Below are 22202 nucleotides of genomic sequence, written 5' to 3' on the forward strand. Positions count from 1 at the left end.
GTATACAGCCTCGCCACCCGCCCGGACCCGCCCGCACCCCCGCATTCCAGGAACGCTCCCACCTCCTTTCTTCCACGACCGTCGTGATCACGAAGCCGCAGCCGGACTCCGTTTCGGGGGAGAAGCCGCTTTCGGGATGGGTTGGGCGATTAGTGTGGAGAGTCCAGGGGCACTCGGGAGACGCGGATGGCGTTCTTGGCGCGGCTGTTCAAACGGAGCACAGGGCTGGATCAGGAGCGGGAGGACGCTCACCGGCAAGGTGTACGCGACGCCCGCCAGCACGCGCCGCACGAGTTCATCGACCCCGACTGCCGGCCCGCCTACCTGGGCGAGATCCGGGCCATGGCCCGCGAGCGGATCGCCCGGCTGGACCGCGAACTGGCCGAGGTACGAACCGTCCTGTTACGGGAGGCGGGCGAGGCGCGGCAGGCCGTACTGCGGATGACGGTTGACTTCGCCCGGCCCGCGTCGCCCAACGGGACGCACGCCGCCAACGGCCGGGGGGACGACGAGTTCATCTCGATCGCCGAGGCCAGGCGGCGGCGGGAGGAACGGCGGCGGGCGGCAGAGGCCAGAGACTCCGCCGAGCGGGTGTTCGGGGCGCGGGCCCAGGTGGAACGGCTGACGCGCGAGTGGAACGGCGCGGTGCTGCGGCGCAACCACGACGTGGAGCAGGTGCACGCCTGGGCCCAGCGGATGATCGCCGCCTACCGGAGCGGGGTGATGCGGGCCCATCCACGGCGCGAGGAGATCCCGCCGCTGTGGAAGGGCGAGGTGATCGCCATGGACACCGCCGCCCCGGTCGCGGGGAGCGAGGAGATGGGCGGGCTGCTGGAGGAGGTGGAGCGGCGGGTCGAGCTCTGGCAAGCCGAGGTGAACGGGCGGCGCGAGCTGACCACCGCCCAGACTCCGGAACTCGAAGAGGCTTCACCTGACGAGAAGGGGGACGCGTGAGGCGGCTGGCGGGGGTCGTGGTCGTTGTGCTGGCCGGCGCGGGTGTGAGCGGATGCGGAACGGACGCGCGCGCCCTGTGCGGGACCGTCGTGGACTCCACCTCGTACGCCGAACCGGCCACGTCAAGGAGCGATGTGTCGGCCAAGCTGCCGGAGTTCACCGGCGGCTGCGACTGGATGGGCTTCGCCGCCGTCACCGGCGCCTCGGAGAGCAGCACGTGCCGCGAGACCCCGGTCAAGATCGCCGCGTCGCCGCAGGAGAACCCGAACGACAACCCGGTGGTCGACGAGCGCATCAGGAAGCACCGCCTGGGACAGGTACTGCCGAAGGCGCTCAAGCTGTTCGACTGCCCGGAAGAGGGCAAGGGCTCGGACGTGATCGGCGCGCTGCGCTACCTGGTCAAGCAGATGAACGCCCAGCGCCGGCCGGACAGCGCGCACCGGATCGCCGTCTTCAGCGACCTGATCAACAACCGCGGCGACCTCGACGTCAACAAGCTCGACCTGACCGACGCCGGCAGGAAACGCAAGATCGAGGAACTGCGCCAGGCCCGCCTGCTGCCGGACCTGACCGGGTACGAGGTGGTGGTGCACGGCTTCCTGCGCGCCAAGACCTCGAACCCGGACCGCTTCCCGCTGCTGGAGACCTTCTGGCGGGAGGCCTTCGAGGCCGCCGGCGCCGTCTCCTCCGACCTGCTCTAGTCCAGGACGTCCGCGCGCAACTGGGGGAAGACCTTGGAGACCTTGCCGAGCAGGTACTCGCCGTAGGTCCCGGTGAAGGCCCGCAGATCCTGCCCGTCCCACCGGGCCCGCCCGCCCTCGGTGTACGGCAGCGGCGGCACCTCGCTGTCCCACCCGGGATCGAAGAAGAAGGGGAAGCTGAGCCGTTCGTTCCCGCTCAGGTTGCGCACCCGGTGCGGCGTCGAGCGGTACAGGCCGCCGGTGAGCTTGTCGAGCATGTCCCCGATGTTGCACACGAACGTGCCCGGGACCGGCGGCGCCGAGATCCAGCCATCGGGCGTGTGGACCTGCAGCCCGCCGTTGGCGTCCTGGAGCAGCAGCGTGAGCAGCCCGTAGTCGGTGTGCTCGCCGACGCCCCACCCGTCCGCCTCCGGCTCCGACGGCGGGTAGTGGAAGACGCGGAACAGGACGGTCGGGTCGGCGGTGTACCCGGCGCTGAAGTAGTCGCCGGGCAGGCCCAGGCTGAGCGCGACGCCGCGCATGACGGCCTGGCCGAGCCCGGTCATCGCCTCGATGTAGGCGAGCACCGCCGCACGCAGCTCCGGAACCTGGGCGGGGAACAGGTTCGGCCCGCGCAGGGGCGTGCCGCTCGCCGGCCGCTCGGCGCCGAAGTAGATGCCCTCCTTGAGGTCGGGGCGGCCCGAGGTGAGCTCGCCGCCGACCGGGAAGAAGCCGCGCCAGGCCCGCCCGCCGCGCTCCATGGAGATCTCGTTCTTGACCTCGATCGGCAGCTCGAAGAACGCGCGCGCCGCCGCGTCCAGCCGCTCGATCAGCGCGGGCGGCACGCCGTGCCCCGTGACGTAGAAGAAGCCGCTGGTACGGCAGGCCGCCCCGATCTGGTCGGGGACGCGGCCGGCCGTACCGGAGAGGAGGGGCGCGATATCGATAACCGGCAATTCGCTCACGCAAGCCATTCTCCGTGAATTTCGGCGATTAGCATCGAAGCAGAAGCTGGAGGGGCGATGCGTTTACGCAAACGGCACAAGGACCTTCCCGACGAGCCCGCGCAGGTCGCACGGATCACCCCCGCGATCGCCTATGACGGGGACCTGTACCACCTGCCCGACTGGCGGCGCCGCCGCGCCGAGGAACGCGAGCTGGGCCGCGGCCACGCCGCAGAAGGGCAGATCGACACGCTCACGCTGGAGACCGGCAGCGTCCCGCGCTTCCACGAGCTGGAGGACGAACGGCTGGCCGAGCTGGCCCGCGTCGAGGAGTGCGCCGAGCGCGAGACGCAGCAGGCCAAGGCCGAGTTCGAGGCGCAGAAGATCAGGCTGGCCGAGTCGCAGCGCACCTTCTCCGACCTGCGCAAGGCGCTCGACGACTCCCAGCGCCACGTCGCCGAGCTGGAGCAGCCCAGCAGGCGCCCCGGCGACGGGCGGCCCAGCTCGATCGCGCTGTCCGGCAGCCGCTGGCCGGCGATCCGGCGCTGGCTGCCCGGCGCGCTCCTGCTGCTGCTCCTGCTGATCGTCGAGGTGCCCATCCTCTACCAGGTCATCCTGAGCTGGGGTGACAGCGTCGCCATGACCGCCCTGCTCGCCACCGGCGCCGCCTTGATCATGCTGGTCGCGCCGCACATGTACGGCAGGGCGTTCCGCGCCTGGCAGGAGAACGGCAGCCCGGCCCGCGGACGCTGGCTGCTGTCCGCGGTGGCGCTGGTGTGGCTCGGCCTGATCGTCGCCGTGGCCGTCCTGCGCCGCGACGCCCTGGTCAAGCCGCTGGTCGTGGACGGCCAGGAGATCGGCCCCACCTCCCAGGGCGTCGGCGAGCTGCCCACGATGGTGCTGCTGCTCGCGCTGCTGATCGCCACCGCGCTCATCGCCGCCGACCTCGGCCGCCGCATGCACAACCCGAACGACCGGCGGCTGCGCGAACTGCGTGCCAAGCGCGACCACGACGCCGCGGCCTGCGCGCGGGCCCAGGCCGCCTACCAGCACGACGCCGGGTACGCCGAGAGCATCGGCCAGCACCTCCAGGGCGCCGACCGGCGGCGGGCCGGACGCGTACGCCAGCTCGACAACGGCTTCCACAGCCTGGCCACGGCCTACCTGGGCGGCGTGGTGGAGGGGCTGAAGGACCCGGAGGCGGCCAGCTGGGCCGAGCGCATCATCGCCCGCCGCTGACCGTGCTCCCCCTGACCTCCAGGTGGACGGGCAGGACGCTCGGCGCGACGGGCTGCCCGTCCAGCGCGGACAGCAGCGACCTGGCGAGGGCCAGCGCCAGCTCGGTCACCGGGACGGCGACCGTGGTGAGCGCGGGCAGCGTGTGCCGCCCGGCCTCGCCGTCCCCGAACCCGGCCACCGCGAGGTCCTCGGGAACCCGCAGGCCCGCCTCCCGCGCGATCCCGAGCACCTCCAGCGCCAGCGCGTCGGTCACGGCGAAGACCGCGTCGGGGCGCACCGTGTGGGTGCGCACCGCTTCGGTGCGCTCCGCGTCGCGTCGCGCCGCCTCGGTGCGCGCCGCCTCGGGTTGTCCGGTGAGCAGGCGCCCGGCGTCGTCGGAGACCTCCGCCCTCGGGAACACCTCCAGGAAGCCGCGCACCCGCTCACCGGCCGCCGCGCCGGGACCGGTCAGGACGGCGGGGCGGGAGCGGCCGAGCTCGCGCAGGTGGCGGGCCACCGCGGCGCCGCCGCCCGCGTCGTCGGCGGCCACGACGGGGCCGACGCCCGCGCGCTCGGCGGCCGCCAGCGGGCCGCCGAGCAGCACCAGCGGCACCTCCGTCTCGGCCAGCCGCTCCGCCAGCGGGTCCTGACGGTCGGGCGGCAGCAGGATCATGCCGTCCACGTGCCGTCCCTCCGCCTGCGCCAGGACACGGCGGTGGCTCTGCTCGGAGTCGGCCAGCATGAGCCGCACCTGGCGGCCGCTCGCCTCCAGGACGCTGGTCACGTACTGGACGACCGCCGAGACCAGGGCGGCGTTGTCGTGGCGCGGCCCGGACAGCACCAGCGCCACCGTGCCGGTGCGCCGCGTGACCAGGCTGCGGGCCGCCTGGTTCGGCACGTAGCCGAGCTCCTCGACCGCCGCCTGGACCCTGGCCCTGACCTCCGGGCGGACGGACGCCTCGCCGTTCACCACGCGCGAGACCGTCGCCCTGGAGACTCCGGCGCGCGCCGCCACCGTCTCCAGCGTCGGCCGGGGCGCGGCGGGCAGGCCGTTGCGCGCGATCACCTCGCGGAACCAGCGCGCGCTGTCCCTCTCGGCGCGCCGCTGGGTGGCGAAGTCGACGTGGACCAGGCCGAACGTGCGCCGGTAGCCGTCGGCCCACTCGAAGTTGTCCATCAGCGTCCAGGCGAGGAAGCCGCGCAGCCGTACCCCGTCGGAGATCGCGGCGTGGGCGGCGCGCACGTGCGCCTCGATGAACGCGACCCGCTCGGCGTCGCGCTCGCCGTCGCCGAAGTCCGCGCCGTTCTCGGTGACCATGAGGTCGAGCCCGGGATGGTCGGCGGCCAGCCTGCGCAGCAGGACGGTCAGCCCGCTCGGCACGATCGGCCAGCCCATCGCCGTGGCGGGGCCGGGCGTGGCGGCGAACAGCACGCCCTCGCTGCCGGGGAAGGCGGGCTCGCCCGGCCGGCTGGGCTGCGCCTGGACGACGTGCGGCGCGTAATAGTTGACGCCGAGCACGTCGATCGGCCGCGCGATGAGATCGAGGTCGCCGTCGCGCACGTGATCGAGCCCGGCGTGCCGCTCCACCACCTCCAGCAGCTCCGGCGGATAGGAGCCGCGCAGTATCGGGTCCAGGAACTGGCGGTTGAGCAGCGCGTCGATCCTGGACACCGCCCCGGCGTCCTCGGGCGTCAGCTCCTGGTCCTGGTCGCCGAGCTGGCCAGGCGTGAGCACGGGCGACAGGTTGAGCGCCACGCCGATCCGCCGCGCGCCCGCCTCCCGCAGCGCCCCTGCGCCCAGCCCGTGGGCCAGCAGCATGTGGTGCGCGCTCCTGAACGCCTCGGCCGCCGAGCGCCGCCCCGGGGCGTGCGTGCCGGCCGCGTAGCCGAGGAAGGACGCCACCCACGGCTCGTTGATCGTGAACCAGGTGTCGACCCGGTCACCCAGCCTCTCGTGCACGACCGCCGCGTAGTCGGCGAACCGTTCGGCGGTGTCGCGGCTCGGCCAGCCGCCCCGGTCCTCCAGCGCCTGGGGCAGGTCCCAGTGGTAGAGGGTGGCGTACGGGGCGATTCCCTGGCCGAGCAGGTCGTCGGTCAGCCGTTCGTAGAAGTCTAGCCCGGCCGCGTTGACCTTTCCCGCCCCGTCGGGCAGCACCCTGGACCAGCTCACCGAGAACCGGTACGCCCGCACCCCGAGCCCCTTCATCAGCCCGACGTCCTCGGCGTGGCGGTGGTAGTGGTCGCACGCCTCGTCGCCGGTGCTCCCGTCGGCGATCCGGCCGGGAGCGTGGGAGAAGGTGTCCCAGATCGACGGCCCCCTGCCGTCCTCGGCCGCCGCGCCCTCGATCTGATAGGCCGACGAGGAGACGCCCCACACGAAGCCATCGGGAAATCGCATGACCTCATTGTGCCGAGACTGTCGGAGGCGGCGGCTACGGTGTCGGCCATGAGCGACAGCGACACCCCTTGGGAGCCACCCCTCGCCGGCACCGAGACCGAGCACCTGATCGGCGCGCTCGACCGGCTGCGCGCGACGTTCCGGTGGAAGGCCGACGACCTCGACGCGGGGCAGTTGCGGACCCGGATCGGCGCCTCCGACCTGACCATCGGCGGTCTGCTCAAGCATCTGGCCCTCGTGGAGGACCACATGTTCACGGCCAAGATGAGAGGCGAGCCGGTCGGCCCGCCGTGGGACACCATCGACCGGAGCGGCGACGAATGGCAGTTCGCCACCACCGGCCACACCCCCGAGCAGCTCTACGCCCTGTGGGACGGCGCGGTGGAACGCTCCCGCGCGCGGCTCGGGGCGGCCCTGGCCGACGGGGGCCTCGACCAGCTCGCGCACATCAGCGACCCCGACGGCAACCACGCCAGCGTGCGCAGGCTGGTCTGCGACCTCATCGAGGAGTACGGCAGGCACACCGGGCACGCCGATCTGCTCCGTGAGTCCATCGACGGGCGGGTCGGCGAGGATCCCCCGCCCGGCTGGCGGCCGAAGTCCGGCTGACACGTACCATCGCGGTGACCAGCCGTCGCCACGTGTCGAATCGAGACTCGAATGTCCGGCAGCTCGCACGCGATCGACCTGATCCACACCCGCCAGGACTTCGCCCGCGAGCTGACCGCGTTGCGCGAGCGCGCCGGCCTCACCGTCCGCCAGGTCGCCGCGGCGACGGGGGTGCACGGCGCGCACAGCACGGTCGGCGACTGGTTCGCCGGCCGCGGACTGCCCGCGACGGGCTCGCGCGACCTGCTCGACCGCGTCCTGCGGGCGTGCGGGGTCGACGACGTCGCCGAGCTGGAGCGCTGGGTGGAAGCCTGGCGGCGGGTACGCCGCGCCCCCGGCCCCAGGCCGGCCGGACCGGAACCGTACCGCGGGCTGGCCGGATTCCAGGTCGAGGACGCCGAGTGGTTCTTCGGCCGCCGGGCGCTGACCGAGGAGCTGGTGGAGCGCGTCACCCGCGGCCACGGCCTTCACCTGGTGGTCGGCGCGTCGGGCTCGGGCAAGTCCTCGCTGCTGCGCGCCGGGCTCATCCCCGCGCTGGGCGAGCGGCCCGCGCTGCTGTTCACGCCCGGCACGCGCCCGCCCGATGAGCTGTCCGGGCTCGTGGTCGTGGACCAGTTCGAGGAGGTCTTCACCACGAGCTCGCCCGGCCAGGCGCTCATCGCCGAGCTGGCCGAGGCGGCGAGCGACGGCGCGACGGTCGTCCTGGGCCTGCGCGCCGACTTCTACGCCCACGCCCTGCGCCACCCGCCGCTGCTGGCCGCGGCCAGGGACGGCCAGTTCGCGGTGGGCCCGATGAGCGAGGCAGAACTACGCGAGGCCATCGTCGAACCGGCGCGCAAGGCCCGCGTGGAGCTGGGGGAGGGGCTGGTCGACCTCCTGCTGAGCGAGGTCGCCCCGCGCGCGGGCGCCCACGAGGCCGGGGTGCTGCCGCTGCTGTCGCACGCCCTGTACGCCACCTGGCGGCAGGGCGGCGGACGCCGTCTGACCATCGCCGACTACCGGGCGGTGGGCGGCATCGAGGGCGCGGTCGCGGCCAGCGCCACCCAGGTCTACACCTCGCTCAGCGGGCCGCAGCAGGAGCTGGCCAGGCGGCTGTTCGTCGATCTGGTGCACGTGGCCGCCGACACCGCCGACACGCGGCGGCGGGTGGCCACCGAGCGGTTACCCGAGGAGGTGCTCGACCGGTTCGTGGCGCAACGGCTGATCACCGCCGACACCGACTCGGTGGAGATCAGCCACGAGGCGCTGCTGACGGCCTGGCCGCTGCTGCGGCAGTGGCTGGAGGAGGACCGGGCCGGGCTGGTGATCCGCCGGCAGCTCGCCGACGCGGCGGCCGCCTGGGAACGCGAACACCGCGACCCCGCGCTCCTCTACCGGGGCGCCCGGCTGGCCGCCGCCCGCGAGCTGGCCACGATCCAGCAGGAGGACCGCGCGTTCCTGGACGCCTCGGCCGCCCGCGAGGCCGGTGAGCTGGCCGCCGCCCGCCGCAGGACCCGGCGGCTCTACCAGCTGGTCGCGGGGCTGGCGGCGATGCTGCTGCTCACCGTGGTGGCGACCGTGGTCAGCGTACGCAGCGTGGAGACCGTCAGCGACCAGCGCAACCAGGCGTTGTCCGGCAAGGCCGCCAACGAGGCGGTCGCGCTGCGCGGCACCAACCCGGCGCTGGCCGCGCAGATCGGCCTGGCCGCCTACCGGCTGGCGCCCACGGCGGAGGCCCGGGGGGCGTTGCTCAGCACGTTCGCGACGCCGTACTCGACGCGCATCACCGGGCACACCGGGGCGGTCTACGCGGCCGAGTTCACCCCGGACGGGCGGCTGCTCGCCACCACCGGCACGGACGGCACGGTCCGGTTGTGGGACGTCGGCGCGCGGCACGCGCCACGCCCGCTGGCCGTGCTGCCGGGCTCGGGCGGCCTGCTCGGGGCGGCGATCCGCGGCGACGGGCGGCTGCTGGCCACCGCGGGGCAGGACGGCACCGCGCGGCTGTGGGATCTCGCCGACCCCGCCCGCCCGGCCGCCGCGGCCACGCTCCGGGGGCACGAAGGCGAGATCCGGCGGGTGGCGTTCAGCCCGGACGGGCGGACGCTGGCCTCGGCGGGCGCCGACCGCACCGTCCGGCTCTGGGACGTCACGACGCCGGCTCGGGCCGAGCGGCTGTCGGTGCTGGGCGGGCACGGCGACGGCGTCTCGGCGGCGGTGTTCGCCCCCGGCGGGCGTACGCTCGCCACCACCAGCGGCGACTCGACCGTGCGCCTGTGGGACGTCGCCGACCCGCGCGAGCCGCGGCGGATGGCCGAGGTCCGGCACACCGACCGGGTGCTGGCCGCCGCCTACAGCCCGGACGGCCGCACGCTGGCGACCGGGGGCTTCGACAACACGCTGCGGCTGTGGGACGTGCGCGACCCCGCGCGACCGGTCGCGCTGGCGGCCCTCTCCGGGCACGTCAACGGCATCGTCGCGGTGGCTTTCAGTCCCGACGGGCGTACCGTCGCGACGGGCAGCTACGACCTCACCGTGCGCCTGTGGGACATCGCCGAGCCCCGCTTCGCCGCCGTGCCCCTCACGCTGACCGGGCACACCGACACCGTCTACGCGGTCGCCTTCAGTCCCGACGGCCGCACGCTGGCCAGCGGCGGCCGCGACACCACGGCCCGGCTGTGGGAGGTCAGGGGCCCGGTCCTGTACGGCCACAGCGGCCCGATCCACTCGGCGGTGCCCGGCGCGCGTGGGCGCCTGCTCGTGGCCAACAGCTACCGCCGCGCGCACCTGTGGGACCTGTCCGACCCCGGCCGGCCCGCGCCGCTGGCGACGCTGAAGGAGCACACCGACAACGTCCTGACCGCCGCCTTCACCCCCGACGGCGCCCGGCTGGTCACCGTCTCCCTCGACCGCACCGCCCGCGTTTGGGACGTGCGCGACCCCCGCCGCCCGGTGCGGCTGGGCATGGTGAGCGCGCCGGCCAACACGTTCACGCTGGCGCTGCGGCCCGACGCCCGGGTTCTGGCGGTGGGCGAGGACGGCGGCGTCGTGCGCGTGTGGGACCTGTCCGACCCGCGCGAGCCGGTCGAGACCCGCGTCCTGCGCGCGCACACCGATCGGGTGCTCGGTTTGGCCTTCAGGTCCGACGGACGCGTGCTGGCCAGCGCGGGCGCCGACCGTACGGTGCGGCTGTGGGAGCTGTCCGATCCGCGCCGCCCGGTCGCGCTGTCGACGATCAGCGCGCACGCCAACAGCGTGGCCGCCGTCGCGTTCGCCCCCTCCGGCGACGTGCTGGCCAGCGCGGGCTACGACCACACCGCCCGCCTCTGGGACCTGTCCGACCCGCGCGGCCCGCGGCCTCTGTCGGTCCTGACGGGACACAGCAACAGCGTCAACGGGCTCGCCTTCAGTCCCGACGGCCGCACGCTCGTCACGGCGGGCTTCGACGGTACGGCCCGCGTCTGGGACATCACGCGCCCCCGCAGCCCCGGCCCGCCGGTGCCGCTGGCGGGCCACACCGACCGGGTGAACTCCGTCGCCTTCGGCCCCGGCGGCGCGACCCTGGTCACCGGCAGCAGCGACAGCACGGCCAGGTTGTGGGACATGGATCCGGAACGTGTCGCGCGGCGGCTGTGCGCGCTGGCGACGCCGCGGATCACCGCCGCCGAGTGGCAGCACTACTTCCCGGGTCTGACCTTCGAACCGCCGTGCGGAGATCACACCTGATTTTGACAACCATTTTCATTTTGCCGCATAATGACTCCCATGATGTCAGGACATTTCCGGGTGCGCGCTGTGGGTTTGCTCGCGGGTGCCGGACTCCTCGCCACCGCCGCCTGCGGTTCGGGCGCCGCCGCCCCCGCCGCCGCCGGCGACAAGCCCCGCGTGGTCACGGCCTTCTACCCGCTGCAGTGGCTGGCCGAGCGCGTCGGCGGCGCTGACATCGACGTGTCCGTGCTCACCGCCCCCGGCGTCGAGCCGCACGACCTCGAACTCGGCGCCCAGCAGATCGCCGACCTGGAGGACGCCACCCTGTCCGTCTACATCAAAGGCGTCCAGCCGGCCGTGGACGACGCGCTCGCGCAGCAGGGCGAGCGCGCCTTCGACGCGGCGACCGCCGTGAAGACACTGCCCGCCCCCGAGCACGCCGGGGAAGAAGAGGCGCACGAGCACGAGGTCTCCTACGACCCGCACCTGTGGCTGGACCCGTCCAGGTTCGCCGCCGTCGCAGGGAAGCTGGGCGAGCGCATGGCCCAGGCCGATCCGGCGCACGCACAGGCGTACAAGGACCGCGCCGCCAAGACGGCCGCCGACCTCACCGCGCTCGACCAGGAGATGACCAAGGGCCTGACCAACTGCACCACCAAGACCATGGTGACCAGCCACGAGGCGTTCGGCTACCTCGCCGACCGCTACAAGCTCAAGCAGATCGGCATCACCCTCGACCCCGAGACCGAGCCGTCGCCCGCCCGCATCGCCGAGGTCGCCAAGCTCGCCAACGCCGAAAAGGTGACCACCATCTTCACCGAGGCCCTGGTCAGCCCGAAGGTCGCCGAGGTACTGGCCCAGGAGGTCCACGCCAAGACCGCGGTACTCGACCCGCTGGAGGGCAAGCCGGGCAACGGCGACTACCTCTCCCAGATGCGGCAGAACCTCAAGACACTCCAGACCGCCCTGGGCTGCGCGTGAACACCGTCTTCCAGATGACCGGCGGCCAGGTCACCCTCGACCGCCGCCCCATCCTGCGCGGCGTCGACCTCACCGTGTGCCCCGGTGAGGTCGTCGCCATCATGGGCGCCAACGGCTCCGGCAAGTCGACGCTGGTGCGCGCCCTGCTCGGCCTCACGCCGCTGTCGGGCGGGCAGACTCTCCTGTACGGCGTGCCGCCCGGCAGATTCCGCGACTGGCGGCGCATCGGCTACGTGCCCCAGCGCCTGGCCGTCGGCGGCGGCGTGCCCGCCACCGTCAGGGAGATCGTCGCCTCCGGGCGCATCGCCAGGCAGAGCAGGCTCCGCCGTACCAGCAAGGAAGACCACGCGGCGGTGGCGCGCGCGCTCGCGGCGGTCGACTTGTCCGAGCGGGCCGGCGACCCCGTGCAGTCGTTGTCCGGCGGGCAGCAGCAGCGGGTGCTCATCGCGCGGGCGCTGGCCGGCGAGCCGGACACGTTCGTCATGGACGAGCCCACCGCCGGCGTCGACGCCGACAGCCAGAAGCTGCTGGCCGGGACGCTCGCCACGCTCGTCCGCGAAGGACGCACCGTCGTGCTCGTCGCCCACGAGCTCGGCCCGCTCGAACCCGTCATCTCACGCGGCGTCGTGGTACGCGCCGGGCTCATCGAGCACGACGGACGGCCGCCGCAGCCGGAAGGAGAATGCGCCAAACCCGGACACGAGCACGTCCACCCGCACGCCGAGGAAACCGTCACCGGCCCGCTGACCGACCTCCGCGTCAAACCGTAGCCACCCCCGACCGATTGGCAGTGCACCGTGAGCGACCTTCTCCAGAGGGAGTTCTTCCAGCTCGCCCTCATCGCCGCCCTGCTGGTGGGCCTGTGCGCGCCCGCCGTCGGCACGTTCATCGTGCAGCGCCGCCTCGCCCTGCTCGGCGACGGCATCGGCCACGTGGCGCTGACCGGCGTCGCCCTCGGATTCCTGACCGACACGGCGCCGGTGCTCACCGCCGTGCTCGTCTCCGTCGCCGGAGCCATCGCCATCGAGCTGGTACGGGCGCGCGGGCGTACCAGCGGCGACGTCGCCCTCGCGCTGCTGTTCTACGGCGGCATCGCCGGCGGCGTCATGCTCATGGCCATCGCGCCCGGCGGCAGCAACGCCAAACTCAACTCCTTCCTGTTCGGCGCCATCGCCAGCGTCACCCGCCAGGACATCTGGATCATCGGCGGGCTCGCCGTCGCGGTGCTGGCGGTCGTGGGGTTCTTCGGGAGAGAGTTGTTCGTGCTCTGCCAGGATGAGGAGGTGGCGAAGGCGAGCGGGCTGCCGGTGCGATTCCTCAGCCTGCTGATCGCCGTGACCGCGGCACTGACCGTGGTCATCGCCATGCGGGTGGTGGGGCTGCTGCTCGTCAGCGCGCTCATGGTGATCCCGGTCGCCACGAGCCAGCAGCTGACCAGGGGATTCAAGGCGACGATGGGGCTGGCGACGGTGTTCGGGATGGTGGCGGCGGTCGGCGGTCTGCTCGTGTCCACGGTCTCGCCCAAGGTGCCGCCGGGAGCCTCGATCGTCCTACTCGCGCTCGCCGGCTTCGTGCTGGCCCTCGGGGTCGGTAAGTTCGTACGGCGAGGCCGACCACAGGAGACCACATGACGACCAGACGCGATGCCGTCCACGACACGCTGCGCCGCAGCGCGGGGTTCCGCAGCGCGCAGGACGTCTACGCCGAGATGCGGCAGGATGGGGCCAAGATCGGCCTCACTACTGTTTACCGCGCGCTTCAGGCCTTGGCCGACGGGGGCAAGGTCGACGTGTTGCGTACGGACGACGGCGAGTCCGTGTACCGGGCCTGCGCCACCGACGACCATCACCACCACCTGGTGTGCCGGCGGTGCGGGCGGACGGTCGAGGTGGCCGGGCCCGCGGTGGAGCGGTGGGCTGAGGCGGTGGGCAGCGAACACGGCTTCACCGAGATCACCCACACCGTCGAGGTGTTCGGGACCTGCGCTGGGTGCTCGGCCTGAAAGCAAGGTGCTCCGCGCGTTCCACCGGGCCTGAAAAGGCAAGGTGCTCCGCTTCGCTCCGCGCGTTCTTCCGGTCGGGGCCGGCCCCGACCCCTGGAGGGCCTCGCTGCGCTCGGACCGCCCTCTTGAGGCCCGCCCGTTGCCCAGCCAAGTGGTTGAGCAGTTGGATCCCATCCTGAGCAAAGGTGCTCCGCTTCGCTCCGCGCGCTTTCCTTCAGGGGGCTGACACCCAGGTTTGCCTGGTTGGCTTCACACCACACCCCGGAGCTTCCGCGGCCGTGGAATCGCTTGAAGACGGGCCTCGGACTCCAGGTGGCTTTTGAGCTCTTCCAGGGTTGCGCCGCATCGAACGTTCGACAGTCCGTTCGGAAGGGGCATCAGCATCCGCCGGATCGCGTACCAACCCCCACCGGCAGATGTGACAGCATCAGAGCGGACACGCAACCGAAGGCGTCACGTCTCAGGCATTAGAGGATGCGATGAGAAACGGACCGGGTGAACCTCGACAACGCCGCATGGAGAAAGGCCACTGCCAGCGGCGACAACGGGCAATGCGTGGAAGTCGCCACCCATCTCCCTGGAATCGTCGCAGTCCGCGATAGCAAGGACCCCGAAGGCCCCGCGCTCATCTTCACCGACGGTGAGTGGGCGGCGTCCCTGAACGGGGCGGGCAAGCACGAGTTCGACCTCTGAGCTTCGGCTTCGCAGCGCGGCAACAAGATCGGCCAGGCCGTGGTGGAAGACATCGACTGCCGTACTTCGGCGGTGGCGGCTTCGCTGCCCGGCGTCGGGTGGCGATCTGGTCCACCGTGGCCCTGATCGCGTCGGCCGCCTGCCGTGGGTTGCGATGATCCACCGGTGCCGAATCCGATGACCGTGCGGCGAACGGCGCTACCAGCCGCCCGGATTCACTACCGTGCTGGGCCGCAAGGACCTCCACCTCGCGCTCGACGCGGCGCACGACCACGACATCCCGCTCCCGGTCGGTGAACTCCTGCGGACCGTCTTCGATCATGCCATCGCCGACGGCCGCGGGGCCGACGACTGGGCGGTCATCGCGGAACGGCAGCCGCGGTGACCGCCGTGGGCCCATGACGCGTACGTGAGCGGGATGGCCACGAAGGCGGGCAGGTCGTGGGTTCAGCCGCTCGCGGTCCGGTAGCGCAGCCACACGACGCCCGACCGGTACGGCGTGGCCGCCACCAGCTGCAGGCGGACGGGGCCGACACCGTCGAAGAAGCGCGGGCCCGTCGCCCACAGGGCCGGGTGGATCCAGATCCAGAACTCGTCGACCAGCCCCTGCCGGGTGAGGGCGTGCGCGAACTCGCCGGCGCCGGAGACGATCAGGTTGCCGCCGTGCGCCTTCTTCAGCTCGGGCACAGCCTGGCCGAGCTCACCCTCGATCAGGGCGGCGTTCCACTCCAGCGGCCCGGTCAGCGTGCGCGACGCGACGTACTTCGGCATGGCGTTGATACGGCCGGCGAAGCGCCCCATCGCCGGATGGCCGGTCAGGTGCGGCCAGGCGGCGGCCAGCCCTTCGTAGGTCTTGCGGCCGAGGACCATCGCGTCGGCCAGCGTCAACTGCTCCAGTGAGGCGTTGGCGCTGTCGTCGTCGAGCACCAGCCAGTCCTCGGGCGAGGGCGCCTCGAAGGCCCCGTTGGCGCTGATGGAGTTGTGGACGATTAGCTGTCCCATCGTGCGTTCTCCGTTCTGTGGCTCACCTGAACGCTAGAAGCGCGGACGATCGGGCCGCATCGGTCGAACTACCGGCGCCGGCCTGACGTTCCGGAGAGCTGCGTCGTCGGATTACCGACAGCACGTTGTTGAACGGAGAATGAGATGACTTCGAGCGAATCCGAGTTCAGGACGTTTCTGGAAGGCCGCGTCGACGCCGCCCAAAAAAAGGACATCGACCGGCTCATGTCGCACTACGCCGACGGCATCGTCTATTACGACGTCGTACCGCCGCTCCAGTTCGCGGGCACCGATGACGTCCGCCGCAATTTCGTGCGGTGGTTCGACAGCTACGACGGTCCGATCGGCCTGGAAACGCACGAGCTGAACGTCGCGGTGAGCGGGGACGTGGCGTTCGCGCACATGCTGCACCTGGACTCGGGAGCACGGAAGAGCGGTCCCGAAGGTGAGGTGTGGGTGCGATCGACCGTGTGCTGCCGTCGGTCAGCCGGCAAGTGGCTGATCACGCACGAACACATCTCGGTGCCGATCAGCATTCCCGGCCATTAACGGGTCCCGCTGATGTCGTGGGCGACGTCGGCGAGGTGGATGGTGTCCACCTGCGGGTCGTCGAGAAGCCTCCTGACGTCGCTCAGCTTCCAGCCGTCGAGGAGCAGTCCGTAGACGACGCCCTCCTTGGCCGCCGTCGTGAGCCATTCGTGGTCCAGTTCGAACGCGTAGAGGTCGTCTCCCTCATCGAGCAGCCCCACCCATTCGCGGAACTCCTCCAGCGCCGGGCTGGGCTCCCCCTCGCACTGGTATTGGACCTCCGGCATGTAGGCGTCCTGGGTCATGTTGCGGTTCCAGATGACCGCGTTCATGGAGTCGGGCTCGCTGGAGTCGTCGTAGTAGGACGGATGGTAGATGTAGGAGACGTCCGGGCCTCCGCAGATCCTGTGCGTGCGGTTGAAGGCCATGAGTTGCGTGGTGGTCATCTCGCGGGTGAACCCCACGACGGCGACGGTTTTGAGCGTCTGGGGCAGCGCGTCGATGATCTCTCTGGCCTCGTCCTTGAGGGCCGGGTCGTGGCCCGGCTCCACGGAGTCGATCGCGTCGGCCAGTCTCCCCTCCGGCTTGTCGAGGTGGGGGGCGCTGACGGAGCCGAACACGTTCTCCGTGATCGTGTACTCCGTCCGGCCCGCGCTGGGCCCGGCCCTTCGCGGCTCACCCCGCAGCGTGTGCGTCTTCTCCAGCAGCCCGGAGCCGTCGCTTGAGCCGTAGAGGAAACGTTTGTCGGGATTGGCGATGCGGGCGGCCGTGCCGTACACGCTGGCCGTCTGGTCGGTGCCGAGCTCGACGAACACCCACAGCGCCCGGTCCGCCACGCATGCGGCCAGGGACAGCGCCGTGGTGACGACCAGGACCTTGGTCACCGACCAGGCCACATGCGCCCAGTCAGGCTCTCTCGTCTCCAGCACCGTGCGCTCCATGCGATAGAGATCAAATGGCGGTAAAGCGCACCATAGCGTCCGGATTCTCGGCCGGTACATTACGTGGTGGATGATCGACGATCGTGCCAGGCGCCTCAGATCCGGCGGGACGAGGTGCCGAGCGCTTCGGCCGGTTGCGGGGGGCCGGGTGGCGGGGGTGAGGAGCCGCGGGAGCCGTACAGGACGCCGATGATGATCACCACGCAGCCGGCGAGCTGCCACGGCGACGGACGTTCGTCCAGCAGGAGCGCCGACAGCGCGACCGTCGTCATCGGCTGGATGAGGAGCAGCAGCGCGGTGAGGGCGGCCGGCTGGCGGGGGAGTGCCCAGGTGATGAGCGCCCAGCCGACGACCTGGGGCCCCAGGGCGAGGGCGAGCAGCCAGCCGTGGGCGGGCCAGTCCGGTGTGAAGTCGGCGCCGCCGAACAGCGGGCCGAGGACGGCCACCGAGAGCGTGGCGACCGCGGCGGTGTGCGCGAGGGGGGTCATGGCGTGCGGGCCGGCGGCCTTCATCAGCAGCAGGTACGCGGCGTAGGCGACCGAGGTGGCGAGGCCGAACACGACACCGAGTCCGGGGTCGGCGCCATAGGCGGCGCTGTCGAAGAGGCCGGAGATCAGGACGACGCCGGTGAACACCACCGGGGTGCCGATCATGAGCCGGGAGGAGGGGCGTTCCCGGAAGATCGCCCAGGCGGCGAACGCCACCAGGAAGACCTGCAGGTTGCCGAGTACGGTGGCCAGCCCGGCGCCGACGTACTCGATCGCGGTGTGCCAGAACAGCAGGTCGAGGGCGAAGACGAAGCCCGCGGCCCAGGACAGGTAGCGGCCCTTGGCCGGCAGGGGGCCGAGCCGGCGTCGCTCCAGCCAGGCCAGCAGGAGTAAGGGCGGAACCGCGTAGGCGAGCCGCCAGAACGCCGAGGTGGCCGGTGACACGCCGGACAGGCGTACGAGCGGCCCGGACATGGAGATGACCAGCGCGCCCACCACCGCGATCAGCACGATACGGCGATGTGCACTCACCGAGGACCCCCGCCCGCCCGTTGTAGAGATACGCTTCGTCCACGCTATGAGCAGGCGTAGACAGGAGTCAATATGCCGTTTGGCCATGACATGGTGCACTCGCTGGCCACCGTCGTCGAGCTTGTGAACACCTCGCCCTCCACCGGGGGCGACGACGGGCTGGCGGATCTGGGCGACCTGCAGGCCTTCGTCGAGTCGCGGCAGGTCAGCGGCATCGGCGTGCTCACCCCGCGCGACCTGGGCCAGGTACGCATGCTGCGGGAGGCCTTCCACCGGGTGTTCCTCGCCACCGACCAGACCGTCGCGGTCCGGCTGCTCAACTCGCTGCTGGCCGACACGCGTATCACGCCCCGGCTGGCCGAGCACGACGGACATCCGCTGCACATGCACTACTTCGCGCAGGACGCCGTGCTGTCCGAGCACGTGGCCGCCGACTGCGGGGTGGCGCTGGCCCATCTGCTCGTCGAGGGCGAGTGGGAGCGGCTGCGCACCTGCTCGGCGCCCGACTGCGACCGGGTGTTCGTGGATGAGTCCCGCAACCGCTCGCGGGTCTACTGCGACAGCCGTACCTGCGGAAACCGCATGCACGTCGCGGCCTACCGCGCGCGCCGCCGCGCCTGACGGACTCCGGGGGTCCGCGTGGCGCGGGCCCCCTCCCGTCTCAGCGGGCGACTTCGTTGGGTACGGCTCCGCCGTACCTTCTGTCGCGCTTGGCGTAGATTTCGCAGGCCTCCCACAGATCGCGCCGGTCGAAGTCCGGCCAGAGGCGGTTGAGGAAGACCATCTCCGCGTAGGCCGACTGCCACAGCAGGAAGTTGGAGAAGCGCTGCTCGCCCGATGAGCGGACGAACAGGTCGACCTCGGGGACGTCCGGTTCGTCCAGGTAGCGAGCGAAGACCTTCTCGTTGACCTTGCCGGGTTTCACCCGGCCTGCGGCGATGTCGGCGGCCAGTTTCACCGCGGCGTCGACGATTTCGGCCTGGCCGCCGTAATTGACGCAGAACTGCAACGTCAGCGTCCGGTTGCGCTCGGTCATCTCCTGGGCCGTCTCCAGCTCGGAGATCACGCTCTTCCACAGCCGCCCCGGCCGGCCCGCCCAGCGCACCCGCACGCCCATGGCGTTGAGCTCGTCGCGGCGGCGGCGGATCACGTCGCGGTTGAAGCCCATGAGGAAGCGCACCTCGTCCGGCGAACGCTTCCAGTTCTCCGTGGAGAAGGCGTAGGCCGACAGATAGGGAACGCCCAGCTCGATCGCGCCCTCGATCACGTCGAACAGCGACGCCTCGCCCGCCTTGTGCCCCTCGGTGCGCGGCAGCCCGCGCTGCTTGGCCCAGCGGCCGTTGCCGTCCATGACGATCGCCACGTGCCTGGGCACCAGCTCACGGGGGATCGGCGGCGGCGTCACGCCGGAGGGGTGGGGCGTCGGGGGACGGACGTTCAAACCGGTTCTCTTTCTACGTGTCGGAGCGAGCGGATGCCGTGCTCCAGGTGCCACTGCAGGTAGGCGGCCACCAGCCCGCTGCACTCGCCGCGGTGGCGCGGCAGCGAGGCGTCGGCCGCCGCCCAGTCGCCCTTCAGCAGCGCCGTCATGAGCCCGATGGTCTCGATCGACGGTACGGCGGAGCCCGCCGGTTTGCAGCCGCCGCAGACCACGCCACCGGCCACGATCGCGAACGCCCTGATCGCCGGGGCACGGCACCTGGCGCACGCCTCCAGCGCCGGAGCGTACCCGGCGACGGCCAGCGAGCGCAGGAAATACGCGTCAAGGACCAGCCTGGCTTCGTGTTCGCCCTCGGCCAGCGTGCGCAGCCCGCCCACCAGGAGCAGGAACTGCCGCAGCGCCGGCTCCTTCTCTCCGTGGGTGAGCCGGTCGGCGGTCTCCAGCATCGCGCTGCCCGCGGTGTACTTCGGGTAGTCGATCGCCAGCGCCTCGCCGTACGGCCTGAGCGTCTCGGCCTGTGTGACGACGTCGAGGGAGCGTCCGACGTGCAGTTGAAGATCTACGTGAGTGAACGGTTCGAGGCGCGCCCCGAACTTGCTCGTGGTGCGGCGCACGCCCTTGGCGACCGCCCTGACCTTGCCCGTGCGCTTGGTGAGCACCGTGATGATGCGGTCGGCCTCGCCCAGTTTCTGCGTGCGCAGGACCACGCCCTCGTCACGATAGAGACTCACGAGGACATCCTATTGGGGCACAGGGGTGGACCGGCTTTACTCAAGGCTCACTAGACTTTGACGTCTGTCCCCGCATTACCCGTTGTTCAACCCCCCGCAACTGCCTCGAAAGGGAGTCATGACCCGCGTGGTCCTGCTGGGCTCTTCGCCCGGCCCCGACACCGCTCCGACCGGCCTTCGGCTGGCCGCGCTGCCCGGCAACCCCACGGTTGGCGAGAGACTGCGCGGTCAGATCCTCTCCCTGGATCCGCAGCCGGCCACGATCGAGCCCCACGACGTGGCCGCCGCTTTGCGTGCCCTTGCCGACGTCGCAGAATCCGCAACGGACAACCTTCTCATCCTCCCGGCCAACTCCGTCATCCACGACGAGCTGATCTACCAGATCACCAAGGCCAAGCGGGGCGCCCTCGCGCTCGTGGCCAAGGAGCCGCGGCCGGACAACGGTGAGGACACGCAGGAGGACAGCGCCGCCGACATCGTCCCGATCGACGAGGCCGAGCCCGAGATCGGCGACCGCACCCTGGAGGGCCTGCCCGTCCGTGCCCGCGCCGGCAAGTCCCGCATCGTCTCCGTCGGCACCGCCACCATCGCGGTGACCAGGCCCAACACGGTGCTGCTCGGCCCGCTCCACATCAAGGCGCAGCACCTGCCGGTGCTCGCCGAGACCTGCCGCGAGCTGGCCGACCTGGCCGGCGGCTTCGGCCCCGACGACGACCTGGCGCAGCTGGTCGCGTTCGGGCTGGTGCGCAAGGGCGTCTCGGTCGGCATCCGCGGCCGCCGCGACCTGTTCTTCCGCCGGGTCTCCACCCAGGAGGAGGCCAACGAGGCCGGCTCCGAGATGGCCGGCATGAACGAGGACCGTGCCAAGCTCGACAACGCGGTCAAGGGCGCCGACGGCTTCTTCACCACCTACTTCGTCTCGACGTACTCGCGTTTCATCGCCCGCTGGGCGGCGCGCCGCGGCCTGACCCCCAACCAGGTGACGCTGATCTCCATCCTGCTCGGCGTGGCGGCGGCGGGCTGTTTCGCCACCGGCCAGCGGCCGTGGATGGTCGCCGGCGGCGTGCTCATCTACTTCGCCTTCGTCTTCGACTGCGTCGACGGCCAGGTGGCCCGCTACGCCCGCAAGTTCGGCGTGCTGGGCGCGTGGCTGGACGCCACCTTCGATCGGTTCAAGGAGTACGTGGTCTTCGCCGGCCTGGCCGTCGGCTGGGTGGTCTCCGGCAACGGCGACGACATCTGGATCCTCGCGCTGGCCGCGCTCGGCCTGCAGTCGGTGCGCCACCTGCTCGACTTCTCCTTCGGCATCTCCAACCGCCGCAAGCCCCCCGCGCAGCTGCCCACGCTGGCGCTGGACGCCCCCGACGACCGCAAACTCCGCAAGGACCTGGAGAAGCGCAAGATCGAGCGCAGCCAGGGCATCCGCGGCCTGCTGAAGATGTGGACCAAGGCCGGGCGCTACCGGGCCGTCCACTGGGCCCGCAAGATGGTCGTGTTCCCCATCGGCGAGCGGTTCGCGGCCATCGCGATCACCGCCGCCCTCTTCGACGCCCGCGTCACCTTCATCACCCTGGTGGCCTGGGGCACCGTCGCCGCCGCCTACACCCTCACCGGACGCCTCATGAGGTCGCTCGCATGATCACTCAGCCGCAGGCCGCCGCCACCCCCACACCCGACCCCGACGAGGAGCGGCGCCGTATCCAGACGGCCCGTCTGCTCGCTTACCGCGACGACGGGCTCCTCGTCCACGCCGTCGCCGGCAAGATCGGCAAGGGCCTCCCTCCGGTCCCCGCCACGCTCGCCGCGCTGCTGGTCGTCATCGCCCTGGGCGTCGCCGGGCTGCTGAAGCCGGGCCCGATGCTCTTCGTGGCGCCGCTGGTCGTGGTCCTGCTGGTGCTGCCCACCGCCCCGCGCGACCACCTGGGCCGCTTCGACTGGCTCACGCCGCCGCTGCTGCGCGGCACCGAGTTCCTGACCGTGATCCTGGTGGGCCTGGCCGCCGACGCGCCGAAGTGGCTGCTGTTCGTGCTGGTGTACGTGGTCGGCTACCACACCTACGACACCGTCTACCGCACCCGCCAGAGCATCTGGCCGCCCGCCTGGGTCTTCCACGCGGGCCTCGGCTGGGAGGTGCGGCTGCTGATCATCGGCGCCGGCGCCGCCCTGGACATTCTGCTGCCGGTGCTGGCGGTGCTCACGGCGTACCTGTTCGTCCTGTTCGCGGTGGAGAGCGTCACCTCGTGGGTGCGCCTGGACAAGGCCTCCGCCCAGGCGGGCGCCGACGCCGAGCAGGACCTGGAGGCCTCCCCGGAAGAAGCTCAGGAAGCCGCCACCGGAGAAGCCGACAAGGGCTGATTCTCCGGTACGGCAGGCC

21 protein-coding genes and 1 pseudogene are annotated in these 22202 nt (G+C 71.8%); 15 read left to right on the forward strand and 7 right to left on the reverse strand.

Annotation, left to right across the window (positions count from 1 at the left end):
• Window positions 1-186 precede the first annotated feature (186 nt).
• Complete coding sequence (locus ACIBI5_RS19950; protein ID WP_397248706.1) at window positions 187-954, forward strand: hypothetical protein; 768 nt, start codon at window positions 187-189, stop codon at window positions 952-954.
• Entirely contained in the window at window positions 951-1655 is a 705-nt protein-coding gene (locus tag ACIBI5_RS19955) for a hypothetical protein (protein ID WP_397248708.1), read from the forward strand. Before ACIBI5_RS19950 ends, ACIBI5_RS19955 begins: the two co-directional genes overlap by 4 nt.
• On the opposite strand, the gene ACIBI5_RS19960 is transcribed toward ACIBI5_RS19955, so the two are convergent.
• Complete coding sequence (locus ACIBI5_RS19960; protein ID WP_397248710.1) at window positions 1652-2599, reverse strand: isopenicillin N synthase family dioxygenase; 948 nt, start codon at window positions 2597-2599, stop codon at window positions 1652-1654. The genes ACIBI5_RS19955 and ACIBI5_RS19960 overlap by 4 nt on opposite strands.
• Before the next feature lie 57 nt (window positions 2600-2656).
• Between ACIBI5_RS19960 and ACIBI5_RS19965 the strand changes: the two genes are divergently transcribed.
• Window positions 2657-3817 carry a hypothetical protein gene (locus ACIBI5_RS19965; protein WP_397248712.1) on the forward strand — a complete coding sequence of 387 codons (1161 nt, stop codon included), beginning with the start codon at window positions 2657-2659 and terminating at the stop codon, window positions 3815-3817.
• On the opposite strand, the gene ACIBI5_RS19970 is transcribed toward ACIBI5_RS19965, so the two are convergent.
• On the reverse strand, window positions 3801-6194 hold the full coding sequence (locus ACIBI5_RS19970) for a GH1 family beta-glucosidase (RefSeq protein WP_397248714.1): 2394 nt from the start codon (window positions 6192-6194) through the stop codon (window positions 3801-3803). The two genes, ACIBI5_RS19965 and ACIBI5_RS19970, sit on opposite strands and share 17 nt — an antisense overlap.
• Before the next feature lie 48 nt (window positions 6195-6242).
• Between ACIBI5_RS19970 and ACIBI5_RS19975 the strand changes: the two genes are divergently transcribed.
• The 8 genes and pseudogenes from ACIBI5_RS19975 to ACIBI5_RS20010 all read left to right on the forward strand — a co-directional run.
• Window positions 6243-6803: a DUF664 domain-containing protein gene (locus tag ACIBI5_RS19975; RefSeq protein WP_397248716.1), complete on the forward strand. Its 561-nt coding sequence runs from the start codon at window positions 6243-6245 to the stop codon at window positions 6801-6803.
• Window positions 6804-6854: 51 nt separating this feature from the next.
• On the forward strand, window positions 6855-10508 hold the full coding sequence (locus ACIBI5_RS19980) for a helix-turn-helix domain-containing protein (RefSeq protein WP_397248718.1): 3654 nt from the start codon (window positions 6855-6857) through the stop codon (window positions 10506-10508).
• Between the two features lie 39 nt (window positions 10509-10547).
• On the forward strand, window positions 10548-11471 hold the full coding sequence (locus tag ACIBI5_RS19985; protein ID WP_397248720.1) for a metal ABC transporter substrate-binding protein: 924 nt from the start codon (window positions 10548-10550) through the stop codon (window positions 11469-11471).
• A 14-nt stretch (window positions 11472-11485) separates the two neighbouring features.
• A complete protein-coding gene (locus tag ACIBI5_RS19990) occupies window positions 11486-12241 on the forward strand; it encodes a metal ABC transporter ATP-binding protein (RefSeq protein ID WP_397249143.1) in 756 nt (251 codons plus the stop codon).
• Between the two features lie 27 nt (window positions 12242-12268).
• Window positions 12269-13102, forward strand: coding sequence for a metal ABC transporter permease (locus ACIBI5_RS19995; RefSeq protein WP_397248722.1), 834 nt, complete (start codon window positions 12269-12271; stop codon window positions 13100-13102).
• Complete coding sequence (locus tag ACIBI5_RS20000) at window positions 13099-13473, forward strand: Fur family transcriptional regulator (protein ID WP_397248724.1); 375 nt, start codon at window positions 13099-13101, stop codon at window positions 13471-13473. Before ACIBI5_RS19995 ends, ACIBI5_RS20000 begins: the two co-directional genes overlap by 4 nt.
• 495 nt (window positions 13474-13968) lie before the next feature.
• A complete protein-coding gene (locus tag ACIBI5_RS20005; protein ID WP_397248726.1) occupies window positions 13969-14166 on the forward strand; it encodes a DUF397 domain-containing protein in 198 nt (65 codons plus the stop codon).
• A gap of 208 nt (window positions 14167-14374) precedes the next feature.
• Window positions 14375-14551: pseudogene (locus ACIBI5_RS20010) on the forward strand (NAD-binding protein); the annotation flags it as partial.
• A gap of 62 nt (window positions 14552-14613) precedes the next feature.
• On the opposite strand, the gene ACIBI5_RS20015 reads toward ACIBI5_RS20010, so the two are convergent.
• On the reverse strand, window positions 14614-15168 hold the full coding sequence (locus tag ACIBI5_RS20015; protein ID WP_397248728.1) for a dihydrofolate reductase family protein: 555 nt from the start codon (window positions 15166-15168) through the stop codon (window positions 14614-14616).
• A 144-nt stretch (window positions 15169-15312) separates the two neighbouring features.
• On the opposite strand from ACIBI5_RS20015, the gene ACIBI5_RS20020 reads away from it, so the two are divergent.
• Window positions 15313-15717, forward strand: coding sequence for a YybH family protein (locus ACIBI5_RS20020; protein WP_397248730.1), 405 nt, complete (start codon window positions 15313-15315; stop codon window positions 15715-15717).
• Here the strand turns inward: ACIBI5_RS20020 and ACIBI5_RS20025 are convergent.
• Window positions 15714-16637 carry a hypothetical protein gene (locus tag ACIBI5_RS20025; protein WP_397248732.1) on the reverse strand — a complete coding sequence of 308 codons (924 nt, stop codon included), beginning with the start codon at window positions 16635-16637 and terminating at the stop codon, window positions 15714-15716. The genes ACIBI5_RS20020 and ACIBI5_RS20025 overlap by 4 nt on opposite strands.
• Before the next feature lie 95 nt (window positions 16638-16732).
• Window positions 16733-17656 (reverse strand): DMT family transporter, encoded by a 924-nt coding sequence (locus tag ACIBI5_RS20030; RefSeq protein ID WP_397248734.1) that lies wholly within the window; start codon window positions 17654-17656, stop codon window positions 16733-16735.
• A gap of 72 nt (window positions 17657-17728) precedes the next feature.
• On the opposite strand from ACIBI5_RS20030, the gene ACIBI5_RS20035 reads away from it, so the two are divergent.
• Window positions 17729-18277 carry a CGNR zinc finger domain-containing protein gene (locus tag ACIBI5_RS20035; protein ID WP_397248736.1) on the forward strand — a complete coding sequence of 183 codons (549 nt, stop codon included), beginning with the start codon at window positions 17729-17731 and terminating at the stop codon, window positions 18275-18277.
• 40 nt (window positions 18278-18317) lie between these two features.
• Here the strand turns inward: ACIBI5_RS20035 and ACIBI5_RS20040 are convergent, their stop codons facing one another.
• Both ACIBI5_RS20040 and recO read right to left on the reverse strand, forming a co-directional pair.
• Window positions 18318-19097 carry an isoprenyl transferase gene (locus tag ACIBI5_RS20040; RefSeq protein WP_397248738.1) on the reverse strand — a complete coding sequence of 260 codons (780 nt, stop codon included), beginning with the start codon at window positions 19095-19097 and terminating at the stop codon, window positions 18318-18320.
• Window positions 19094-19828: a DNA repair protein RecO gene (gene recO / locus ACIBI5_RS20045; RefSeq protein ID WP_379622000.1), complete on the reverse strand. Its 735-nt coding sequence runs from the start codon at window positions 19826-19828 to the stop codon at window positions 19094-19096. The genes ACIBI5_RS20040 and recO overlap by 4 nt, the downstream gene beginning before the upstream one ends.
• Window positions 19829-19946: 118 nt before the next feature.
• Between recO and ACIBI5_RS20050 the strand changes: the two genes are divergently transcribed.
• Window positions 19947-21467, forward strand: a complete 1521-nt coding sequence (locus ACIBI5_RS20050) for a CDP-alcohol phosphatidyltransferase family protein (protein ID WP_397248741.1) — start codon at window positions 19947-19949, stop codon at window positions 21465-21467.
• Complete coding sequence (locus tag ACIBI5_RS20055) at window positions 21464-22183, forward strand: DUF5941 domain-containing protein (protein WP_397248743.1); 720 nt, start codon at window positions 21464-21466, stop codon at window positions 22181-22183. Before ACIBI5_RS20050 ends, ACIBI5_RS20055 begins: the two co-directional genes overlap by 4 nt.
• Window positions 22184-22202 lie beyond the last annotated feature (19 nt).

Origin of the sequence: Nonomuraea sp. NPDC050540, from assembly GCF_044457485.1 — a bacterium.
Lineage (GTDB): Bacteria > Actinomycetota > Actinomycetes > Streptosporangiales > Streptosporangiaceae > Nonomuraea.